The sequence below is a fragment of the Arcticibacter sp. genome (genome assembly GCF_053551015.1).
In genome coordinates, this window is the sequence record NZ_JBMQOB010000009.1 from 229,102 (window position 1) to 249,619 (window position 20,518).

21 protein-coding genes are annotated in these 20,518 nt (G+C 44.9%); 14 read left to right on the forward strand and 7 right to left on the reverse strand.

The genetic code is table 11. From position 1 onward, the window contains the following. The first annotated feature begins 176 nt into the window (after positions 1 to 176). The 8 genes from ACO1NU_RS06345 to rpiB all read left to right on the forward strand — a co-directional run bounded on the left by ACO1NU_RS06345 (position 177) and on the right by rpiB (position 6,220). Positions 177 to 680, forward strand: a complete 504-nt coding sequence (locus tag ACO1NU_RS06345; RefSeq protein ID WP_448817630.1) for a YceD family protein — start codon at positions 177 to 179, stop codon at positions 678 to 680. A 24-nt stretch (positions 681 to 704) separates the two neighbouring features. After that, positions 705 to 896: a 50S ribosomal protein L32 gene (rpmF, locus tag ACO1NU_RS06350; protein WP_106291573.1), complete on the forward strand. Its 192-nt coding sequence runs from the start codon at positions 705 to 707 to the stop codon at positions 894 to 896. A 15-nt stretch (positions 897 to 911) separates the two neighbouring features. Further along, positions 912 to 1,853 (forward strand): phosphate acyltransferase PlsX, encoded by a 942-nt coding sequence (gene plsX, locus ACO1NU_RS06355; protein ID WP_448817631.1) that lies wholly within the window; start codon positions 912 to 914, stop codon positions 1,851 to 1,853. A 13-nt stretch (positions 1,854 to 1,866) separates the two neighbouring features. After that, complete coding sequence (locus ACO1NU_RS06360; protein WP_448817632.1) at positions 1,867 to 2,856, forward strand: beta-ketoacyl-ACP synthase III; 990 nt, start codon at positions 1,867 to 1,869, stop codon at positions 2,854 to 2,856. An 86-nt stretch (positions 2,857 to 2,942) separates the two neighbouring features. Continuing rightward, positions 2,943 to 3,413 carry an acetyl-CoA carboxylase biotin carboxyl carrier protein gene (accB, locus tag ACO1NU_RS06365; RefSeq protein ID WP_448817633.1) on the forward strand — a complete coding sequence of 157 codons (471 nt, stop codon included), beginning with the start codon at positions 2,943 to 2,945 and terminating at the stop codon, positions 3,411 to 3,413. Positions 3,414 to 3,497: 84 nt separating this feature from the next. Then, positions 3,498 to 4,847 (forward strand): acetyl-CoA carboxylase biotin carboxylase subunit, encoded by a 1,350-nt coding sequence (gene accC / locus ACO1NU_RS06370; protein ID WP_448817634.1) that lies wholly within the window; start codon positions 3,498 to 3,500, stop codon positions 4,845 to 4,847. Between the two features lie 54 nt (positions 4,848 to 4,901). After that, the gene (gene tatC / locus ACO1NU_RS06375) at positions 4,902 to 5,774 is read left to right on the forward strand and encodes a twin-arginine translocase subunit TatC (protein WP_448817635.1); all 873 of its coding nucleotides are present in this window, start codon (positions 4,902 to 4,904) and stop codon (positions 5,772 to 5,774) included. A gap of 11 nt (positions 5,775 to 5,785) precedes the next feature. After that, positions 5,786 to 6,220, forward strand: coding sequence for a ribose 5-phosphate isomerase B (rpiB, locus tag ACO1NU_RS06380; RefSeq protein ID WP_448817636.1), 435 nt, complete (start codon positions 5,786 to 5,788; stop codon positions 6,218 to 6,220). Between the two features lie 76 nt (positions 6,221 to 6,296). On the opposite strand, the gene ACO1NU_RS06385 is transcribed toward rpiB, so the two are convergent. Next, a complete protein-coding gene (locus ACO1NU_RS06385) occupies positions 6,297 to 6,770 on the reverse strand; it encodes a hypothetical protein (protein WP_448817637.1) in 474 nt (157 codons plus the stop codon). A 269-nt stretch (positions 6,771 to 7,039) separates the two neighbouring features. Between ACO1NU_RS06385 and ACO1NU_RS06390 the strand changes: the two genes are divergently transcribed. Then, the gene (locus tag ACO1NU_RS06390) at positions 7,040 to 7,534 is read left to right on the forward strand and encodes an FKBP-type peptidyl-prolyl cis-trans isomerase (protein ID WP_448817638.1); all 495 of its coding nucleotides are present in this window, start codon (positions 7,040 to 7,042) and stop codon (positions 7,532 to 7,534) included. 22 nt (positions 7,535 to 7,556) lie between these two features. Beyond that, positions 7,557 to 8,441 carry an FKBP-type peptidyl-prolyl cis-trans isomerase gene (locus tag ACO1NU_RS06395; protein WP_448817639.1) on the forward strand — a complete coding sequence of 295 codons (885 nt, stop codon included), beginning with the start codon at positions 7,557 to 7,559 and terminating at the stop codon, positions 8,439 to 8,441. 134 nt (positions 8,442 to 8,575) lie between these two features. Here ACO1NU_RS06395 and ACO1NU_RS06400 read toward each other — a convergent pair whose 3' ends face one another. Both ACO1NU_RS06400 and truA read right to left on the reverse strand, forming a co-directional pair. Further along, positions 8,576 to 9,682: a M42 family metallopeptidase gene (locus tag ACO1NU_RS06400; RefSeq protein ID WP_448817640.1), complete on the reverse strand. Its 1,107-nt coding sequence runs from the start codon at positions 9,680 to 9,682 to the stop codon at positions 8,576 to 8,578. Positions 9,683 to 9,821: 139 nt separating this feature from the next. Continuing rightward, positions 9,822 to 10,604, reverse strand: a complete 783-nt coding sequence (truA, locus tag ACO1NU_RS06405; protein ID WP_448817641.1) for a tRNA pseudouridine(38-40) synthase TruA — start codon at positions 10,602 to 10,604, stop codon at positions 9,822 to 9,824. 74 nt (positions 10,605 to 10,678) lie between these two features. Between truA and ACO1NU_RS06410 the strand changes: the two genes are divergently transcribed. Further along, positions 10,679 to 11,146, forward strand: a complete 468-nt coding sequence (locus ACO1NU_RS06410) for a DUF4293 domain-containing protein (RefSeq protein WP_448817642.1) — start codon at positions 10,679 to 10,681, stop codon at positions 11,144 to 11,146. 91 nt (positions 11,147 to 11,237) lie between these two features. Further along, positions 11,238 to 13,022, forward strand: a complete 1,785-nt coding sequence (locus ACO1NU_RS06415) for a DEAD/DEAH box helicase (protein WP_448817643.1) — start codon at positions 11,238 to 11,240, stop codon at positions 13,020 to 13,022. Positions 13,023 to 13,104: 82 nt separating this feature from the next. On the opposite strand, the gene ACO1NU_RS06420 is transcribed toward ACO1NU_RS06415, so the two are convergent. The 4 genes from ACO1NU_RS06420 to ACO1NU_RS06435 form a co-directional block, all read right to left on the reverse strand. Then, positions 13,105 to 13,368, reverse strand: a complete 264-nt coding sequence (locus ACO1NU_RS06420; protein ID WP_448817644.1) for a hypothetical protein — start codon at positions 13,366 to 13,368, stop codon at positions 13,105 to 13,107. Positions 13,369 to 13,424: 56 nt separating this feature from the next. Continuing rightward, positions 13,425 to 14,429 carry an NAD(P)H-dependent glycerol-3-phosphate dehydrogenase gene (locus ACO1NU_RS06425; RefSeq protein WP_448817645.1) on the reverse strand — a complete coding sequence of 335 codons (1,005 nt, stop codon included), beginning with the start codon at positions 14,427 to 14,429 and terminating at the stop codon, positions 13,425 to 13,427. A gap of 126 nt (positions 14,430 to 14,555) precedes the next feature. Beyond that, positions 14,556 to 15,890 carry an efflux RND transporter periplasmic adaptor subunit gene (locus ACO1NU_RS06430; RefSeq protein WP_448817646.1) on the reverse strand — a complete coding sequence of 445 codons (1,335 nt, stop codon included), beginning with the start codon at positions 15,888 to 15,890 and terminating at the stop codon, positions 14,556 to 14,558. A gap of 18 nt (positions 15,891 to 15,908) precedes the next feature. Beyond that, positions 15,909 to 17,351, reverse strand: a complete 1,443-nt coding sequence (locus ACO1NU_RS06435; RefSeq protein ID WP_448817647.1) for a TolC family protein — start codon at positions 17,349 to 17,351, stop codon at positions 15,909 to 15,911. Positions 17,352 to 17,391: 40 nt separating this feature from the next. On the opposite strand from ACO1NU_RS06435, the gene ACO1NU_RS06440 reads away from it, so the two are divergent. Then, positions 17,392 to 18,009, forward strand: a complete 618-nt coding sequence (locus ACO1NU_RS06440) for a polysaccharide deacetylase family protein (RefSeq protein WP_448817648.1) — start codon at positions 17,392 to 17,394, stop codon at positions 18,007 to 18,009. Positions 18,010 to 18,181: 172 nt separating this feature from the next. Further along, on the forward strand, positions 18,182 to 20,446 hold the full coding sequence (locus ACO1NU_RS06445; protein WP_448817649.1) for an aconitate hydratase: 2,265 nt from the start codon (positions 18,182 to 18,184) through the stop codon (positions 20,444 to 20,446). The last annotated feature ends 72 nt before the right edge of the window (positions 20,447 to 20,518 follow it).

The following is a 20,518-nucleotide window of genomic DNA, read 5'->3' on the forward strand; positions in this document are numbered from 1 at the left end:
ATGCCGGAGAAAGCGGATGGGCGGGTCTGTAAGAAGGGTAAGTGCAGGCAGATGCACGGACATCGTTGAAAGACAATGAAAAAAAACTTTTTCGTAGTCATTAATTTCAGTAGCTTTGCAGGCTCAATTGCCGTGCTTTGAATTTGTTACAGGAATATCGAATACCATTTGTAGGATTGAAGTTAGGGACGCATCATTTTAACTATAAAATTGATTCGCGCTTCTTCGATGAGTTTGAGTATTCTCTTGTGAAGAATGGAGAAGTTTCCATTGATTTGGAGCTGAACAAACAGGAGACGATGCTGATACTGCAGTTTACTGGGAAAGGATCTATTTACCTGACCTGTGACCGTTGTGTGTCTGAGTTTCCTTCAGTGCTCAATATTGATGAGAGGCAGATTGTGAAATTTACGGATGACGAGAATCTGGAGGATAATACCGAAGAGATTTTGGTTCTAAGTAAAAATGAGCATGAGATTGACGTTGCACCGCTCATTTATGAGTATATCAATCTGGCTGTTCCATACTTCAACCGTTGTGACGAGCCGGGTATGACAGAGTGGTGTGATAAAGAGATGCTGGATAAGCTTGAGAAACTCTCAGGGGCATCAGCAGAAGAAACTGAACAAAACAATACAGAGGCTGACCCGCGGTGGGAAGCTTTAAAGAAGATTAAATAACATATAAAATAAACAACCAGGAAGATGGCACATCCAAAACGGAAAATTTCTAAGTCAAGAAGAGATAAAAGAAGAACTCACTACAAAGCTGAGGCGCCTACCTTGTTTACCTGCAAAACTACAGGAGCTGTTCACTTGCCTCACCACGCATATAATGTTGATGGTAACCTGTACTACAATGGTAAATTAGTTATCGAGAATACCTCTATTGCTTAAGGTAGTTTTCTGAAAATGAAAATTGGCTTAGATATAATGGGCGGAGATTTTGCCCCTAACGCTACTGTGTTGGGTGCAATTGCAGCTTATAAAGCCTTAGAACCACAGCAACAAAAGCTCGTACTTATCGGGAATAAAGAACTGGCTCAGCCTATATTTACTGAGCAGGGATTTAACTCTGATCTCATAGAGTTCATCCACACAACCGAGGTGATCGGTATGGGTGAGCATCCGACGAAAGCAATAACACAAAAGCCAAATTCCAGTATTGGGATTGGCTTTCGTATGCTTAAAGAGGGAACGATTGACTCGTTCTCTTCTGCTGGCAATACGGGTGCTATGCTTGTTGGAGCTATGTTTAGCGTCAAAACAATTCCAGGCGTAATTCGTCCGGCTATTTCTACTATCGTTCCTAAATTGAAAAAGGGCTATGGTATTATGCTGGATGTTGGCGCCAATGCTGATTGTAAGCCTGATACACTATTGCAATTTGGTGTTTTAGGAAGCCTTTTTGCCGAAAATATCCATGGTGTTCATAATCCCAAAGTGGGTTTGATCAACATTGGGGAAGAAGAGGAAAAAGGTAACATGCTATCACTTGCCACTCACACACTGATGAAGGACACGAACATGTTCAACTTTGTTGGTAATGTGGAAGGAAGAGATCTGTTTAACGAGAAGGCGGATGTTATTGTTTGTGATGGGTTCACAGGTAATGTAATGTTAAAATTAGCGGAAACATTCTATGTTCTGACCAAGCAAAAAGGGTTTGAAGATGAGTTTTTTGCGCGTTTTAACTATGAACAATATGGTGGAAGTCCGATCCTCGGAGTGAATGCACCGGTTATTATAGGTCACGGGATTTCGACTCCGGAAGCTATAAAAAACATGGTTCTGCTCTCCAGAAGTATGATCACGACCAAGCTAGTTGATAAGATCAAAGCTGCTTTTAAATAATTCATAGAGGATTATGCAAAAAATTAACGCTGCAATTACAGCGGTTCATGGGTATGTACCTGATTATGTACTGACCAATCATGAATTGGAAACTATGGTTGATACCAATGACGAGTGGATCACCACCCGTACTGGAATCAAAGAAAGAAGGATCTTAAAAGGTGAAGGTCTTGCTACATCTGATCTGGCAGTTCCTGCTGTTCTCGGTCTTTTAGAGAAACGCGGAATCGGCCCGGAAGAGATCGAACTGATCATCTTCTGTACATCTACTCCCGATATGCCGATCCCGGCAACAGCAAACATTCTGGCTCATAAAATCGGTGCGGTAAACGCATGGGGATTTGACCTGCAGGCAGCCTGCTCAGGCTTTGTCTTTGGTTTGACCACGGGTGCTCAGTTTATCGAATCGGGTAAGCATAAAAAAGTTCTGGTTGTTGGTGGAGATAAAATGTCGTCCATCGTCAATTATACCGACAGGGCTACCTGTATTCTTTTTGGTGATGGCTGCGGTTGTGCGCTGCTTGAGCCCAATGAAGAAGGTTACGGCATTCTGGATTCTGTATTGAAAAGTGATGGATCCGGGAGCCATTCCCTTCATCTTCAGGGAGGTGGGTCTTTATATCCAGCTTCAGCTGAAACAATTGCGGACGCCAGACATTATGTATATCAGGAGGGTCAGACGGTATTTAAGTCGGCTGTGAAGAGCATGGCTGATGTTGCAGGTGAGATTGTTGATCGTAATAATCTGCAGCCTGAAGATATCGCATGGCTTGTTCCGCATCAGGCAAACAAAAGAATTATAGACGCTACGGCTAACCGCGCCGGTGTACCTTCAGAGAAGGTGATGATCAACATCGACCGGTATGGCAATACCACTAACGGAACCATTCCCCTGTGTTTATGGGATTGGGAAAGTAAGCTGAAAAAGGGCGACAACCTGGTGGTTGCGGCTTTTGGAGGTGGATTTACGTGGGGTGCTCTCTATATTAAATGGGCTTATTAAAGCAATAGCTTCGTAGATATCAATCCCGAATAAGAGTTACAGATAACTCAGTTCTGATTTTTTAAATTTAAAATTTAACCGGAAAAATGGATATTAAACAGGTTCAGGAACTCATCAGATTTGTTGCAAAATCAGGTGTTAACGAAGTTTCGATTGAAGAGAAAGAATTTAAGATCACTATAAAAACAAACCAGCAGCCTATGTATGTGACTGCTGCGGTACCAGCACCTGCGGCTCCGGCTGCTGTTGCACCGGCTGCTCCTGCTGCACCGGCAGTGGAAGTTAAAGCAAGTCCGGCTGTTCAGGAATCATCTAACTACATTACGATCAAGTCACCTATGATCGGTACGTTCTACCGTTCTGCGGGACCTGATAAAGCGTCTTTCGTGAATGTGGGTGATGAGGTGAAAGCAGGACAAGTGGTCTGTATCATTGAGGCGATGAAGTTGTTTAACGAGATCGAATCAGAGGTGTCCGGAAGGATCGTGAAAGTGCTTGTGGACAATTCAAGTCCGGTAGAGTACGATCAACCTTTATTCCTGGTAGAACCAGCTTAATATATTTTATACGGTGTGCACACGTACAGATGTTCAAAACACCTGTGGGTGTGCACATTGTCATATTTGCACATTTAAGAGATTATGTTTAAAAAGATTTTAATTGCCAACCGCGGGGAAATCGCTTTACGTATCATCCGTACATGTAAAGAGATGGGTATTAAAACCGTTGCTGTATATTCTACAGCCGACAGGGAGAGTTTGCATGTACGTTTTGCCGATGAGGCGGTATGTATAGGCCCCCCGGCGAGTAAGGATTCTTATCTGAATATTCCGAATATTATCTCGGCGGCGGAATTAACCAATGCTGATGCTATCCACCCCGGATATGGATTCCTTTCAGAGAATGCAAAGTTCTCGGCTATCTGCCGGGATTACCATATAAAATTTATCGGTGCTACGCCTGAGCAGATCAATGCGATGGGAGACAAGGCTTCTGCAAAGGAGACTATGAAGGTGGCCGGTGTGCCAACGATCCCAGGATCAGAAGGCTTGCTGAGCGATGTGAAAGAGGGGATTAAGATTGCAGGCGAGATTGGCTATCCTGTGATCCTGAAAGCTACTGCCGGTGGTGGTGGACGCGGTATGCGTATCGTCTGGAAGGATGAGGAGTTTGAGGCAGCCTGGGATTCTGCACGTATGGAATCAGGTGCAGCTTTCGGAAACGACGGACTGTATCTGGAGAAATTTGTTGAAGATCCACGCCATATCGAGATCCAGATCATCGGTGACCAGTATGGTACGGTATCGCATTTGTCTGAGCGCGACTGCTCTATTCAGCGTCGTCACCAGAAGCTTGTGGAGGAATCACCATCACCTTTTATGACCGACTCCTTACGTGAAAAGATGGGAGATGCTGCTGTCAAGGGAGCAAAGGCCGTGAAGTATGAAGGGGCCGGAACGATTGAGTTCCTGGTTGACAAACACCGCAACTTCTATTTCATGGAGATGAATACGCGTATCCAGGTAGAGCACCCGGTAACAGAAGAGGTGATCAACTACGATCTTATCAAAGAGCAAATCCGTGTAGCTGCAGGCGTGCCTATTTCAGGAAGGAACTATTTCCCAGCGATGCATGCTATAGAGTGCCGCATCAATGCAGAAGATCCTGCTAATAATTTCAGACCATCTCCGGGAAGAATTACGATATTCCACTCTCCGGGAGGACACGGTGTTCGTGTAGACACGCATGTGTATGCAGGATATCAGATCCCACCGAACTACGATTCGATGATCGCAAAGCTGATCTGTACAGGTCAGACCCGGGAAGAGGCTATCTCGACCATGGAGCGTGCACTGAGCGAGTTCGTTATTGAAGGTATCAAAACAACGATTCCGTTCCATTGCCAGTTGATGCGTGACCCGAACTTCAGGGCCGGTAACTTTACCACCAAGTTCATGGACACGTTTGAGTACATAGAAGAAGGAATTTAAATATTATTCAATACCATTCATTGCAAAATGAATGGTATTCTTGTTTAACAGAGAATGAGCGAAAACAGAGGTAAAAGCTTAATAGAGTCTATCAAGGATAAAGGGAAGTCAATGGAAGCAGAAATGTCTTTCTTTGACCATCTGGAGGTGCTTAGATGGCACCTGATCCGTTCTGCGGTAGCTATCGTGATTTTTACGGGCTTTGCTTTTTCGTATTATGACTTCATCTTCGATCAGATCATCATGGGACCTAAGAACCCGCAGTTCTGGACGTACAGGATGATGTGTTCCTTGTCTGAGCGATTTAAACTGGGACCTGATTTTTGCATTACGGATATCCCTTTTAATATCATCAATACGGATATGGCGGGACAGTTTACGCTTCAGCTGAACTCGTCTTTGCTGATCGGTCTGATATTCGGCTTTCCGTATCTGCTTTTTGAGATTTGGCGGTTTGTTAAACCGGGTTTGAATCCCAATGAGAAGAATTCGGCAAGTGGCTTCGTGTTTTGGGCGAGCTTGCTTTTCATCATCGGGATCCTTTTTGGTTATTATATCATCGCACCTTTGTCGATCAATTTCCTGGCGAATTATACCGTCAGCACGATCATACAGAATCAGATTACGATTGATTCATATTTATCGTCGGTAGCCACACTGACGCTGGGGGCTGGCATTACATTTGAGCTGCCTATAGTGATCTTTATATTGTCTAAGCTGGGCATCATGACGCCTGCTTTTATGCGCTCGACACGACGCTATGCGGTGGTCATTATCCTGATTATTGCGGCTGTTGTTACACCGACTCCTGATATTCTGACGATGTTAACGGTGAGTTTTCCGTTGTTCTTGTTGTATGAAATCAGTATTCTTGTTTCGGCGCGTATAGACAAGAAGAGAAAGAAGGAAATCGGTTTAAGATATTAATTTATTCAATCATGAGTGATAAGATAAGCATTGCGATAGGCTCAGACCATGCTGGGTTTGAATACAAGGAACTATTAAGAGAGTTTCTGTCGGCCTATGAAGTAAAAGATTTTGGTACCTACAGCGCTGACTCAGCAGACTATCCTGACTTCGCGCATCCCGTGGCGTCAGCGGTTGAGGAGGGAGCGTACAGTCTGGGTATTTTAGTGTGCGGAAGTGCCAATGGTGTGGCGATCACCGCTAACAAGCACCAGGGAATCCGTGCAGCGATCTGCTGGACAGAAGAGCTGGCAGAGCTGGCGCGCATGCACAACAATGCCAATGTGCTTTGTATTCCGGCGAGGTTTATCTCGACTGATGTAGCGAAAGCCATTACAGAGAAGTTTATTCATACGGCTTTTGAAGGTGGGCGTCACGCAGTACGCGTGGGCAAAATGTCTTGCTAGGTTTCAGGAAAAAGCTATATAAAAAGAAAGCGGCAACATGATTCATGTTGCCGCTTTCTTTTTATAGGTATTGATCTTAGAATGCAATTCTAACTGATAATCCGAATCCTTCAGGATCAAACTCTGTATTCGGCGTGAATTCAATGGCTGGCTTCCAGTCGAGCGAAAGGTTGATTGGAGCGTCTGGGAATTTGAAGTCCAGACCCAGAACACCGTCTACGCTGAATACGAATTCGTTGTGGTCAAGTGGTTTGTAGGTTTGGCTACCAATTGTAGCACCACCACCATAATACCACTGCAATCCTGGCAGATCGTTAATCGGGTTGTGAACTTCATATAATCCCGTTAAACGGAATGAAGAATAGTCATTTCTATCCTTGAAGTTCAGGATGAAGTCTAAGGCTCTGTCCTGTTGGATAAATGTTTTATAGGTGATTCCATAAGCATTTCCGACACGAACACCCAGCGCATGCTTGTACTGTGCCTGTGTAGTGTTTCCGGCAATTAGTAAGAACCCTCCGATTAAAAATAATAATAAAAACTTTTTCATAAACGCATTTAATGATTTGATAGACTACAAAGCTGCGGCTTTATTGTTTGAAGACGACAGCTAAATTAATTTGAGGCAAAAGTATCAGTTTTTAATTAACTGACGTATCTGCTTTGTTGGCTTAGAGACGAGTTGAGGACTCAAGTAGTTACACAACAGTGTTAAAAAAAGTTAATATAAGTTCCGATTTCGGTAGAAAAGCTGGAATTTGAACTTTAAAAAGATAAATTTGTGACCGCCATGCTGCGCGTAGCAGCAGATTTTGAAATATGAGAAAACTATTAGTTGTTGCTTTGTTGTTCGCGTTTGTGGCTTCTTCATGTAAGAAAGAGGATGAGCCCTTTGAACTGAAGATGAATTATAGTGCGGCCGAAAAAGCTCAGCTGGCGAAAGATGAGGCGATAATTGACAGCTTTATAGTAGCGAAAGGCATAAAGGATGTGAAGAGAACCGCTAATGGTCTATATTATGTTATAGTCGCTCCAGGATCGGGTAACTTCAAGTACACTACGGGAACACAGGTACTGGCGAGGTACACCGGACGCTTGCTCAACGGACAAGTTTTTGATTCGAGTACTACGGGATTTGCATTCAATCTCACTAAGGTGATAACAGGTTGGCAGGAAGGAATTACTCTGGTACAAAAAGGCGGAAAGATCAGGTTGTTGATTCCTTCGGTAATGGCGTATGGAAACAGGGCTGTGGCGCCCATTCCGGCGAACGCGGTGCTTGACTTCGATGTTGAAGTCGTCGCTTTAAGATAAATTAGAAAAGTAAAAAAGATACATGAATTTAATTAACAGATATTCTTTCCTGTTGGCTCTGGCTTTTGTTGCTGTGATGAGTGCTTGTACAAAAGAGTATGCCTCTATAGCCGAGGAAGACGATATGAACATACAGGCCTATTTGAAAGCGAATAACCTGTCTATGCAGAAGTATGATACTACTGGTGCCTATTATGCGGTGGTAACAGAGGGTAAAGGTCCGGCTCTGGATTATACCCAACAGATTCCGCTGATCTATACGCTGAAGTCATTGGATGGCAAGTACACGTCACAGGATACCTTCATAAATCATTATGCAGGTAAGTTCGGGTATTATACGCCGGGCGTCCTCAGAGAGGTCATCATGGAAAACCTGAAAAAAGAAGGTGGAACTATCCGGGTGATCGTGCCTTCGCGCAAAGCTTTCGGCAGGAACGGAAGCGGTCTGATACCAGGAAATGCAAGTTTGGAGTATACCGTGAAGGTATTAGAGAGAGCGAAGTTGGGCCAGTATGAGGATGCGGTTATTCAGAATTATTTGAGTAGAAATTCTTTAACAGGGTTTACAAAGTCGCCTGACGGGATATGGTACAAAGTCGCCGAGCCTGGTACCGGAACCTCAACGATCACGCTGGATTCTACTTTGGTATTCAACTATACTGGAAAGCTTCTTAACGGTACCGTATTTGAAAAAAACGACGGAGCCTCTGCGGTGTTAGCCCAATATATACCTTCATGGCAAAAAATCGTTCCTATGGTAAAGGAGGGCGGTACTGTGCGATTCGTAGCGCCATCGTCATTCTCCTATGGACTCGCGGGATCTCAGGCGAGTAGTGTGGGTCAGATCTCTATCCCTGCATTTGCTCCTCTTGATTTTGAAGTGAAGGTTACAGAGATCAAGCCTTAGTGAGGTAAGCTTAAGGAGTAGAGCTAGGTGTGAAATATAATCCTAAGGGTAATAAAATAAAAAGGGCAGCGGATATAAAATTCGCTGCCCTTTTTTGTTGTCCTATGAGTTATTATAACGGCTCCTGGACGAGTTTATTTTATAGAACGGAAATCATGTTTCGGATCAATGCTCAATAAGGCATGGTAGATCAGGCTGATGACGTTGTCAACGTCATCCTTGTGCACCATTTCCACTGTTGTATGCATGTAACGCAGCGGAAGGGAGATCAGGGCTGAAACAACTCCGTTGTTTGAATATGCAAAAGCATCGGTGTCGGTTCCTGTCCACCGGGATGAAGCTTGTCTCTGGAATGGAATCTGGTTCTCTTCTGCTGTTTTTACCAGAAGTTTATTGAAGTTGACCTGTACGGAAGGCGCATAGGAGAGGACCGGGCCCTTTCCGCAAGACAGGTCGCCTTGTGTCACCTTATTAATCATCGGGGTCTGCGTATCATGTGTTACGTCGGTAACGATAGCCAGATCAGGTTTGATGCGGTTGGCGATCATCTCGGCACCACGCAGACCTACTTCCTCCTGTACGGCATTGACGATATACAATCCGAAAGGCAGGGTCTTGTTGTTTTCTTTCAGCAGTTTTGCTACTTCCGCGATCATGAAACCACCCACGCGATTGTCGAGCGCACGCCCGAGGTAGTAGCGGTTGTTCAGTACCATGAATTCATCTTCGTAAGTGATAACACAGCCGACATGGATGCCCAGAGCCTCGACTTCTTCCTGTGAAGTACAACCGCAATCCAGGAATATATTCTTTAATGTTGGCGCTTCTTCTTTTTCTCCGCTGCGGGTATGTATGGCTGGCCAGCCAAATACAGCCTTTACAATTCCCTTGTCGGTATGAATGTTCACGCGTTTAGAAGGAGCAATCTGGTGATCGGAACCGCCATTGCGGATAACATAGATCAGTCCGTCTTTGCTGATATAATTAACAAACCAGGATATTTCGTCTGAATGCGCTTCAATGACGACCTTGAACTCTGCTTCCGGATTGATCACAGCAACCGCTGTTCCGTAGTTATCCACAAAATGTGAGTCAGCATAGGGTTTGATATAATCTAGCCAGAGACGCTGGCCTTCCCACTCAAAGCCTGTAGGGGACGGATTGTTGATATATGCTTCTAAGAATTGAAGTGACTTGTCGGTCACGACCTGAACATGTTCTTTTTTATTGTCGTTAGCCATAAATCATAATTATGTGATAGTCAAAATTAGCTAATTGATATTTGCCCACGAAGGTTTGCTATAAAAACAACGCTGCTATTACAATTTCGCATGTGCCTTTAGGCTGCTAACAGGCTGTCGCCCCTGAATGTTGCAGCGTTTATCCTATGTAAGGGTATTTTACCTCGGTAAGATAGAGACCGCATGCCGGAACAGAGCTTCCTGCATTTGACCGGTTTTTGCTTTGAATGATCTCGTGAATACTTTCCGGTGTGATGATGCCGCGACCGACGAGAACGAGAGTGCCGACGATGGCACGTACCATATTGCGGAGAAAGCGGTCAGCAGAGATGTGGAAAACGAGGTGCTCACCATCTTTAACCCACTCGGCTCTGGAAATTTTGCAGTTATTGGTAAAAACCTGGGTGTTTGATTTGCTGAATGCGCTGAAGTCGGTGTACGAGAGCATGTATGCGGCAGCAATGTTCATGCGTTCGATATCGAGCTTGTCCTGCAATAGCCATGAGCGACCCTGCCTGAATGGGTCTTTGCTATGGTGGATGTGGTACTCGTATGAGCGAAGCGTGGCGTCAAAGCGTGCATGTGCCTGATCATCAGTCTGTATGATGCGCTTCACTCCGATCTGATAGGGGAGAAGGGAGTTGAGGCTGTTGAGGAACTTGCGGCCGGGGATGTCATGCTGATGTGTGTCACTGAGCGCATCAAAGTGCGCGAAGAACTCCCGGGCATGTACGCCGGTATCGGTTCTGCCACATCCAAGAGTTTCGATCTTCTGGCGGAGGATCGTAGAAAGTGCCTTGTCTAGAGCCTCCTGTACAGTGTACGCATTGGGCTGGATCTGCCAGCCGTGAAAAGAGGTGCCGTCATAGGCGAGTTCAGCAAAATACCGCATATAGCCCCAAAAATAATGATAGAAAACCATTTTGCGCTTATTTTTGTTCTTGCGCTGAACCTACCTTTGAACATAATATGTATTTTAGCCAACACATTTAAATTATGCTACAACGTATCCAAACCCTATGGTTGTTTTTATCAACCACCATGATCCTGGCTCTTTTCTTATTCCCGTACCTGCAGGTTTTTAATGCCATGGGAACACCTAAAGTGATTAAGGTTACCGGTATCTATGAAAATGTTGGCGGGCAGATTGTGAAAACCGAAGATTTTACGCTGATCACTATTGTGACGGTGCTGCTTGCGCTGATTCCACTTGTTATCGTGTTTATGTATAAAGAGAGGAAGCGGCAGATCATGATGGGATATGTGACGATCTTATTGATTCTGGCTTATAGTTTTTGGCTGACTACTACGGCTAAGACTTCCTTGGGTGATGTGCAACTGCAATTCCAGAACTACGGGCTCGGTATCATCTTTTTACCCCTGTCTATATTATTTATTATCCTGGCAATAAGGGGAATAAGAGGCGATATTAAATTATTGAGATCGGCAGACAGGCTGCGTTGAGCTGCAACTTAGGTGTTTTAACGTCTTGTTTTAACAATTTTTTATTATCTTTGTAGAATACCGGCAATACAGTCGGTTTTTTATTGTTATCATGAACCCATTTAGTACACTGGGTATCCGTCATGATATTGTTAATGCCATAACTGATCTGGGATTTGAAAATCCCACGCCAATCCAGGAACAATCAATCCCGGTTTTACTTTCAGGCAGCAACGATTTTGTCGGATTAGCCCAAACCGGCACAGGGAAAACTGCGGCCTTCGGCCTTCCCTTGTTAGAATTAGTAGACTTTGATCAAAATTACCCACAGGCACTTGTTTTATGCCCGACACGTGAGTTATGTCTACAGATTACCAATGACTTAAAGAATTATTCAAAAAACTTAAGTAATGTAAATGTTGTCGCCGTTTACGGTGGCGCAAGTATTACTGATCAGCTTCGGCAGATTAAACGCGGCGTACAAATCGTTGTCGCAACTCCCGGTCGTATGCTTGATATCATCAACCGTAAGGCAATTGATTTTTCTCAGGTTCGCTATGTCGTTTTAGATGAAGCAGATGAGATGCTCAATATGGGATTCCAGGAAGATATCGACGTGATTCTTTCTACCACTCCTGATGATAAAAAAACATGGTTGTTTTCTGCAACTATGCCTGCAGAGGTTCGTCGGATCTCTAAGAAATACATGACTGATCCTCATGAATTAACCATGGGGAAACAGAATACAGGAAACGTTAATATTGATCACGAGTACTTCATTGTAAGAGCGCGTGATAAGTATGCGGCTTTCAAACGTATTGTGGACTTTAATCCTGAGATCTTTGGTATCGTATTTTGCCGTACCAAGATTGAAACGCAGGAGATTGCTGAAGCCTTGATCAAGGACGGCTATAATGCTGATTCCCTGCATGGTGATTTGTCTCAGCAACAGCGTGATAAGGTTATGAAGCGCTACCGTGAAAGAAGCTTGCAGTTGCTTATAGCGACTGATGTGGCTGCCCGCGGTATCGACGTAAATGACGTTACTCACGTAATCAACTACTCTCTTCCTGATGAAATTGAGAACTACACTCACAGAAGTGGTCGTACTGCACGTGCAGGTAAGTCTGGTGTATCTATCGCTATCATCAATGCAAAAGAGATTGGTAAGATCAGACAAATTGAGCGTGTAATCGGCAGTAAGTTCACTAAAATTGAAGTTCCAAGCGGATTTGATGTTTGTGAAAAGCAGCTGTTTGCTTTGATCCACCGCGTACATAACGTGGAGGTTAACGAGGCACAGATCGAATCGTATATTCCAAGAATCATGGATGACTTCGCTGAACTAAGCAAGGAGGAAGTGATCAAGCGTTTCGCTTCATTGGAGTTCAACCGTTTCCTTGACTATTACAAGAATGCTCCGGATCTGAATGCACCTTTGCAGGATGACCGTTTCAGCGAGCGTTCAGGTGAGCGTGCAGGTAAATTTGGCCGCTCAGGTAACAGTGACTACACCAGGTTGTTTATCAATCTTGGATCTGTAGATGACTTTACCCGTGGCGATATGTTGGGCTTTATCTGTAATAACGCCAAGATCAGCGGTAAGTCAATCGGCAAGATCGACCTGAAGGGTGTTTACACTTTCTTCGAGGTGGAGAATGCAGTTGCGGAAACCGTTCAGCAGAACTTTAAGTCTGTTGACTTCAAAGGTCGTACGGTTCGTATCGAGCTTGCAGGTGATCGTGAGGGTAGTGGTTCCCGTGAGCGTCGCAGCAGTGGCGGTGGTCGTGGTGAACGTAGCGGTGGTTACCGTGACTTCTCCGGAAAACGCAAAGATGATCGTGGCGGAAGCAGCAGATCTTCAGGTGGAGATCGCGAGCGTCGTAAACGCTACTAAGCATAAAACACAAAAAGGCGGCTATTGTAATGATAGCCGCCTTTTTTATGTTATTGGGTATTCCAGAGTTCCTCCGCTTTTGTTAATCGGCCAGATACACTCTCTTCCCTTCGGGATTTTCATAAAACTGCCTGTCGTACATGTCGATATAGACATCTTCTCCATTAGGCCCCTTCACATGATGAAGAAGGCTGTCTCTTAGCTTGTTTCCGTATCTTACGAGGCGGTTACCAAGTCCTTTTGCCGAATGCAATAATTCGTCGGCTTCCTCCCTTTTGTACATCAGGGCAATTATCGCTGCCGAGGCAGCCCCTGCTACTACGCTCCAAATGATCAAGTTTTTCATGGTTTTATAGGTTTAATGATTTAAACAATAGAACCACAGGGAAGTTTGCCCCAAAGTCAGGAAAGTTGGTCGGCCAGCAGTTTCATCTCAATGGAAGGGGAGTGCTTTTCGTAGAGAATAGCATACACGGCCCTGCATATGGGCATGTTGACCTTATAATGTTTGTTGATATGGTGAAGCGATTTGGAGGCATAATATCCCTCAGCAACCATGTTCATTTCTAACTGGGCAGACCTGACATTATAGCCTTTGCCGATCATATTGCCGAATGTTCTGTTTCTGCTGAACTGCGAATAAGCGGTTACTAAAAGGTCGCCCAGGTAGGCAGACTCTTTGATGTCGCGATCGATAGGATGTACTGCATTGACGAAACGGCTGATTTCCTGAATGGCATTTGATATGAGCACGGACTGAAAGTTGTCGCCGTAGCCTACACCATGGCAGATGCCGCTGGCTACAGCATAGATGTTTTTCAGTACCGCGGCGTATTCTGTACCGTAGATATCGTCAGATACATTTGTTTTGATATAGCGGGTGTTGACCATATTGGCAAACTGCGCCGCCAGGTACTGATCAGGAGAGGCAATGGTCAGATAGGAGAGCTTCTCCAGAGCAACTTCTTCTGCGTGGCAAGGGCCGCTAAGCACAACAATATCTTTAAACGGCACCTCGAAGGTTTTGTTGATATACTCCCCAATGATCATGTTGTCTTCAGGGATGAAGCCTTTGATGGCAGATATTACCTTTTTTCCACGGAAACTATCTGGGCTTAGTACGGATAGCGCCTCCTTGAGAAAAGCAGCAGGGATGTTGAGCAGGATCATATCGCTCTTCTCGACCACATCGACCAGGTTGCTGGTGATGTTATCGGCAGGTACTTTAATCTCAATGGAACTCAGGTAAGATCCGTTGTGTTTGTACTTCTTGATATGTTCGATATTTGCCTCATCACGCATCCACCAGAAAATTTCTTTAGGATTTCTGTTATCAGTCAACATCTTGATGTTAGCTGTTGCCCAGCTTCCTCCTCCAATAACTGCTATTTTTGTGCTCGTATCCATAACTGAAAACCGCAAGTTTACGAATTAAATAGCAAATGTTTCTTCATTGAGCTTTATCAACGTGCTGATGGTGTAGCATTTTGCGAAATAAGCAATGTCGGTTCGTTTCCAGGATGTAGCAATCGGCTATTTCTTAGGTTCTCCCTCGAAGAGCTTGTCGCGACTAACCTTTTCTACGGTCATGCTGTCTTTCAGCGTCTTCGAAATAGCGCTGAACGGAGCGGCTACGATTTCCTCGTTACCTTTTAGGCCCGATCTGATTTGAATATAGGTGTCGTTCTGAATACCTGTAGTAACGGGTACCTGTCTTACCAGGCCATTTGAATAGGTGAAAACATATTCTTTAGCTTTAGGCTTGTCTTTATCACTGGTCTTCTTAGGTGCTGCGGACATGTCTTCGCGTGTAGTAACAGACTGAATGGGTACGGAGATGCCGATCGCCTTTTCGGTCTGAATGTCAACTGTGGCAGACAGGCCAGGAAGGAACGGCGATTTAGCCTGCTCGCGATCTTTCATATAAGCTGCATAAGACTCAGGTAGGATTCTGATCTTAACGCTGAAGTTCGTTACCTGATCGGTGCTCTCGCCTACGATATTTGCAGAACTGGCGATTTCAGTGACCTTACCCTGGAACTTCTTCTCCTGGAAAGCGTCAACTTCTATGTCTGCCAGATCGCCCACGGAAACGCGGTTGATGTCGTTTTCATTCACGTTTACGTTTACTTCCATGGAATTGAGGTTGGATATACGCATGATCTCGGTTCCTGCCATCTGGGCTGTTCCAACTACCCGTTCGCCAAGTTCGACGGCAAGTTTGGACACCACCCCGTCAACCGGCGCATAGATGATGGTACGGTCGAGGTTGTCGGCTGCTTCTTTTACGAGAGCTTGCGACTGCTCGACGCCATAGCCAGAACCAATGATATTCTGACGAAGAGACTCGAGGTTGGCTTTAGCGCTTTGATATTCGGCCTGTGCGGCGTCATATTCGGCGGCTGAAAGTACCTTCTGCTTAAACAGCTCAGTGCTGCGCTTGTAGCTGGCCTGGGTGTTTTTGAAGTTGGCTTCAGCCTGGCGCAATTGCTGCCGAGCAGAGGCTAGTGTTGCTTTCTGGGTGTTCAGGGACGCAACGGCGCGGTTATAACCCGACTGAAGGATATCAGGCCTGATCTTACATAGTAATTGCCCTTTCTTTACGACGTCGCCTTCCTTAACCCCAAGGGTGACGATTTCCCCCGAAACTTCGGAGCTTAGTTTTACTTCTATTTCCGCCTGTATCTTTCCGCTTGCGGAAACTGTTTCGACGATGCTTCGTTTCTCGGCTTTTTCTGTGGCTACTAAGACCTTTTCACCAGAGCCTATCCAACCCATTTTGGATGCAACAGCGAGTAGTATGGCTAAACAAACAATGCCGATAATGACGTATTTGAGAGTGCGTTTTTTTCTTTTCTTGGGTTCCATCTTGGTGGCTTTACGGTATTAAAATGTTAAAGGATTGCCGAGGTAAAAGTCGATAATTTTATTTCTGAAGATGAGCTCATATCTGGCTTGAATGACATCAAATTGCTTTTGATTCAGATCTGTTTGTGCCTGATTGAAGTCAAGTGAGTTAACAAGTCCCACGTCATAACGTTTGCTGATGGCATCGAATGCTGTTTTAGAGGACTCGAAGGCACTGGTTGCAGATAGGAAGCGGCTTTGGGACGCTCTAAGGTCTGTAACGGCCTGATAAATCACCTTGTTGAAGTTGTTGCGTGCGAGCTGTTCCGTTACAACGGCATTCTGGTGGGTGATTTTGGCCCTTCTGACGCCGATCCGTCCGGAGGAACCGTTGAAAATTGGGATACTCAGGGTAAAGCCGACAGCCTGGTTGAAGTTCTCATCAAGCTGGTCTTTAAAGCTGGTTTTCTCCATGACGTTGGCAAATTCGGGAGTCAGGACACGCTGGTTGGTGCCTTCTAAAAAGCCTATGACGGCATTCTGACCCGTTAATTCGCGGCTCACGAGTCGCTGCCTGTTATTGGAATAACCTGATCCCAGGCTTCCGTTGAAGCTCAGGCGAGGGTAGAGGGAAGACTTGGCGACGTCAACAGCCTTTAGTGCAGCAAGCGTTCTGTTCTGTGCCAGCCGTACATCGGGATAATTGTCTACTGCTTTGGCGTATATCTCCGCAGCTGCATATTTGGAATTGATATCTCCGATCTGATCGATAACGGGTTTCACCACGGTGAAAGGGGTAGCAGGGTCACGTTCCATGAGCTGTGCCAGATTGAGCCTGCTGATCTCAAGCTGATTAAGCGCATTGGTGACGTTGAGTTCTGCCGTAGCAAATTGTGCTTTAGCCTGAGAAAGATCGGCAAGTGTTTTACTGCCCACGTTGAATTGTTTCTGCTCCCTGTCGAGCTGTAGTCGCGAAAGTTCGAGTTGTTGCTGCGAGGCCAGGAGGAGGTCTTCGTTGCTTAATACCTGCAGGTAGGTGGTCACCACGGTGAGTGAAAGGTCATTCTGTACTTTGCGGGTGTTGCTTTTGTCGGCTTCCAGCTGGTATTTGTACTGCGATATCTGGTGCCATAACCTGAATCCCTGAAAGATGGGCATCGAGGTGTTGAGGCTTCCGTTAGAAGAGGTTGTTTGCTGATTGACGAATTCGTAGGTCAGCGGATCCACGTTTCGACCGAAGTTGAAGTTCAGGTTTCCTCCCGCATTGAATGTGGGGTAGAAGAATAGTTTCGATTCTTTCAGGTTCTCTTCCGAGAGCGACTCGCTTAGCTGAGCCTGCTTGATCTGCAGATTGTTCTGCAGGGTAAGTGCAACTGCCTGCTCCAGGGTGATACTTTCCTGGGCGATCGCTGAGGAAAGGGCGGTTAAGACAACTGCAAGCGTCGCTATGCAGTTTTTATAGGGATTTCTTCTGAGAGTCATTTCAGGCTAATAATTTGTAGTATTGCACATTCTCTATAATATGTATCTCGTAAAAACTCCTTTCTGGCTGCGGTGCATCTATCCTTCTCTCGTATGGAGGAAATTAAACGATTCAAATAAGATCTATATCACCTTTGACGACGGTCCTATTCCAATTGTTACAGACTTTGTCATTAATACATTGAAAATGTATGAGGCCTCTGCCACTTTCTTCTGTATCGGGGATAATATAAGAAAACATCCTGATGTTTTTAAGCGACTGAAGGATGAGGGACACCGTGTTGGCAACCATACGTTCAATCATCTGAGGGGCTGGGCTACAGATGACAGGGAGTATTTGCAGAATGTTGCGAAGTGCCAGGACCTGGTTCGGTCGAACTTGTTACGCCCTCCTTATGGTCGGATCAAAAAGTCGCAGATCAGTTTGATCAAGGATGCTTATCCTGATATGAACATCATCATGTGGGATGTGCTATCAGGAGACTTTGATCAGAAACTCAGTCCGGAGAAGTGCCTTCAGAATGTGATCAAACATACCCGTCCGGGTGCTATAATCGTATTTCATGATAGTCTGAAAGCCTTCGAACGGCTGGAGTATGTTCTTCCGCGGGCCCTGAAATTCTGGAAGTCGAAAGGCTACATATTCGAGAAATTGTAGACTCAGCTTCTGTGAGTTAGAAATACTTGTTGTAACCTTAATTAGAACTTTTCCAAATAATAATTGTGATATTATACAGGAGAGGCTCTCGTTCATTTTTCGTAAATTCGCATGAATTTAACCTAAACGGGTTAAGTTCTTAATATGTAAACCCCTTAATACTAAAATCATAATGGCATTTGATATAGAAATGATCCAGAAGGTTTACAGCAATTTGGAAAGCCGTATTGAAGCTGCCAAGAAAGTTGTTGGAAAACCCCTTACTTTAACCGAAAAGATTCTTTATTCTCACTTGTGGAATGGAAATGCGGAGGAAGTATATACCCGTGGAACATCTTATGTTGACTTTGCACCTGATCGCGTAGCGATGCAGGATGCTACTGCTCAGATGGCCCTTTTGCAGTTTATGCAGGCTGGCAGACCTCAGGTTGCCGTTCCTTCAACTGTTCACTGTGATCACCTGATCCAGGCGAAGGTTGGCGCTAACGAAGATTTAGCGATCGCTAACAATACTAACAAGGAAGTTTATGATTTCCTCTCTTCTGTTTGTAATAAATACGGTCTGGGTTTCTGGAAGCCGGGAGCAGGTATCATTCACCAGGTAGTTCTGGAGAATTATGCATTTCCTGGTGGAATGATGATCGGTACCGATTCACATACACCTAATGCCGGCGGTCTAGGTATGATCGCTATCGGTGTGGGTGGTGCTGATGCATGTGACGTAATGGCTGGCTTTGCATGGGAGTTGAAGTTCCCTAAGCTGATCGGCGTGAAGTTAACCGGAAAAATGTCTGGCTGGACATCAGCAAAGGATGTTATCCTGAAAGTTGCCGGTGTACTTACCGTAAAAGGTGGTACAGGATGTATCGTGGAGTACTTCGGTGAAGGTGCACGTTCACTGTCTGCAACTGGTAAGGCGACCATCTGTAATATGGGTGCTGAAATTGGCGCTACTACCTCTATTTTCGGATATGACGAAAAGGCTGAAGATTACCTGCGTGGTACTTCCAGAGGAGAGATTGCTGACCTGGCTAATCAGGTAAAAGCTCATCTGACTGGTGATGATGAAGTTTATGCTAATCCTGAACTTTATTTTGATCAGGTGATCGAAATAAACCTATCTGAGCTTGAACCACACATTAACGGTCCGTTTACTCCAGATTTGGCTTGGCCTATTTCTAAATTCGCTGCTGCGGTTAAAGAACATAACTGGCCTGCAAAACTGGAAGTAGGTTTGATCGGATCTTGTACAAACTCTTCATACGAGGATATTACAAGAGCAGCATCTCTTGCGCAGCAAGCTGTTGATAAGGGATTGTTGACTAAAGCAGAATATACAGTAACTCCAGGATCTGAACTGGTAAGATATACCGTTGAACGTGATGGCTACCTGGATACTTTCGAAAAGATCGGTGGTGTTGTTCTGGCAAATGCCTGCGGTCCTTGTATCGGTCAGTGGGCTCGTCATACTGATGACCCTACCCGCAGAAACTCCATTATCACCTCCTTCAACAGAAATTTTGCAAAGCGTAATGACGGTAACCCGAATACTCATGCTTTCGTAGCATCTCCCGAAATTGTAACAGCCCTGGCTATCGCCGGTGATCTGACTTTCAACCCGCTAACAGATACACTTGTTAACGAACAGGGAGAAGCAGTTCGCTTAGACGAGCCACAGGGACTGGAAATGCCTATTAAAGGTTATGCAGTTGAGGATGCTGGTTATCAGGCTCCTGCTGAAGATGGTAGCGCTGTTAGCGTTATTGTTGATGAGGCATCAAGCAGACTTCAGCTATTGGCTCCGTTCCCTGCATGGGAAGGCACAGATCTGAAAGGTCTTCGTTTGCTGATCAAAGCGAAAGGTAAATGTACTACTGACCACATCTCTATGGCAGGACCATGGTTGAAGTTCAGAGGTCATATTGACAATATTTCCAACAATATGTTAATCGGTGCGGTAAACTATTATACCGAGCAGACTGACTCTGTTAAGAACCAGCTTACTGGTGAGTACGGACCGGTTCCAGCTACACAGAGAGCTTACAAAGCTGCTAACATAGGTACAATCGTTGTTGGTGATGAAAACTACGGTGAAGGTTCTTCTCGTGAGCACGCGGCTATGGAGCCCCGTCATCTTGGAGTTCGTGTGATCCTGGTTAAATCTTTTGCCCGTATCCATGAGACAAACCTGAAGAAACAAGGTATGCTGGCTATCACATTTGCTGATCCTGCCGATTATACTAAAGTTCAGGAGAACGACGTGATTGATATCGAAGGATTAACATCATTTGCTCCGGGAAAACAACTTAAGGTTGTTCTTCACCATGAGGATGGTAAAACAGAATCATTTGCTGTAAACCACACCTACAATGAGCAGCAGATCGAATGGTTTAAAGCAGGAGCTGCTTTGAATTTGATTCGCATGAATAAAGTCTAATAATTTAGACTGCTAATTTCTAAAAAGCCTATCAGAAATTCTGACAGGCTTTTTTTGTGCATGATGCGCAGA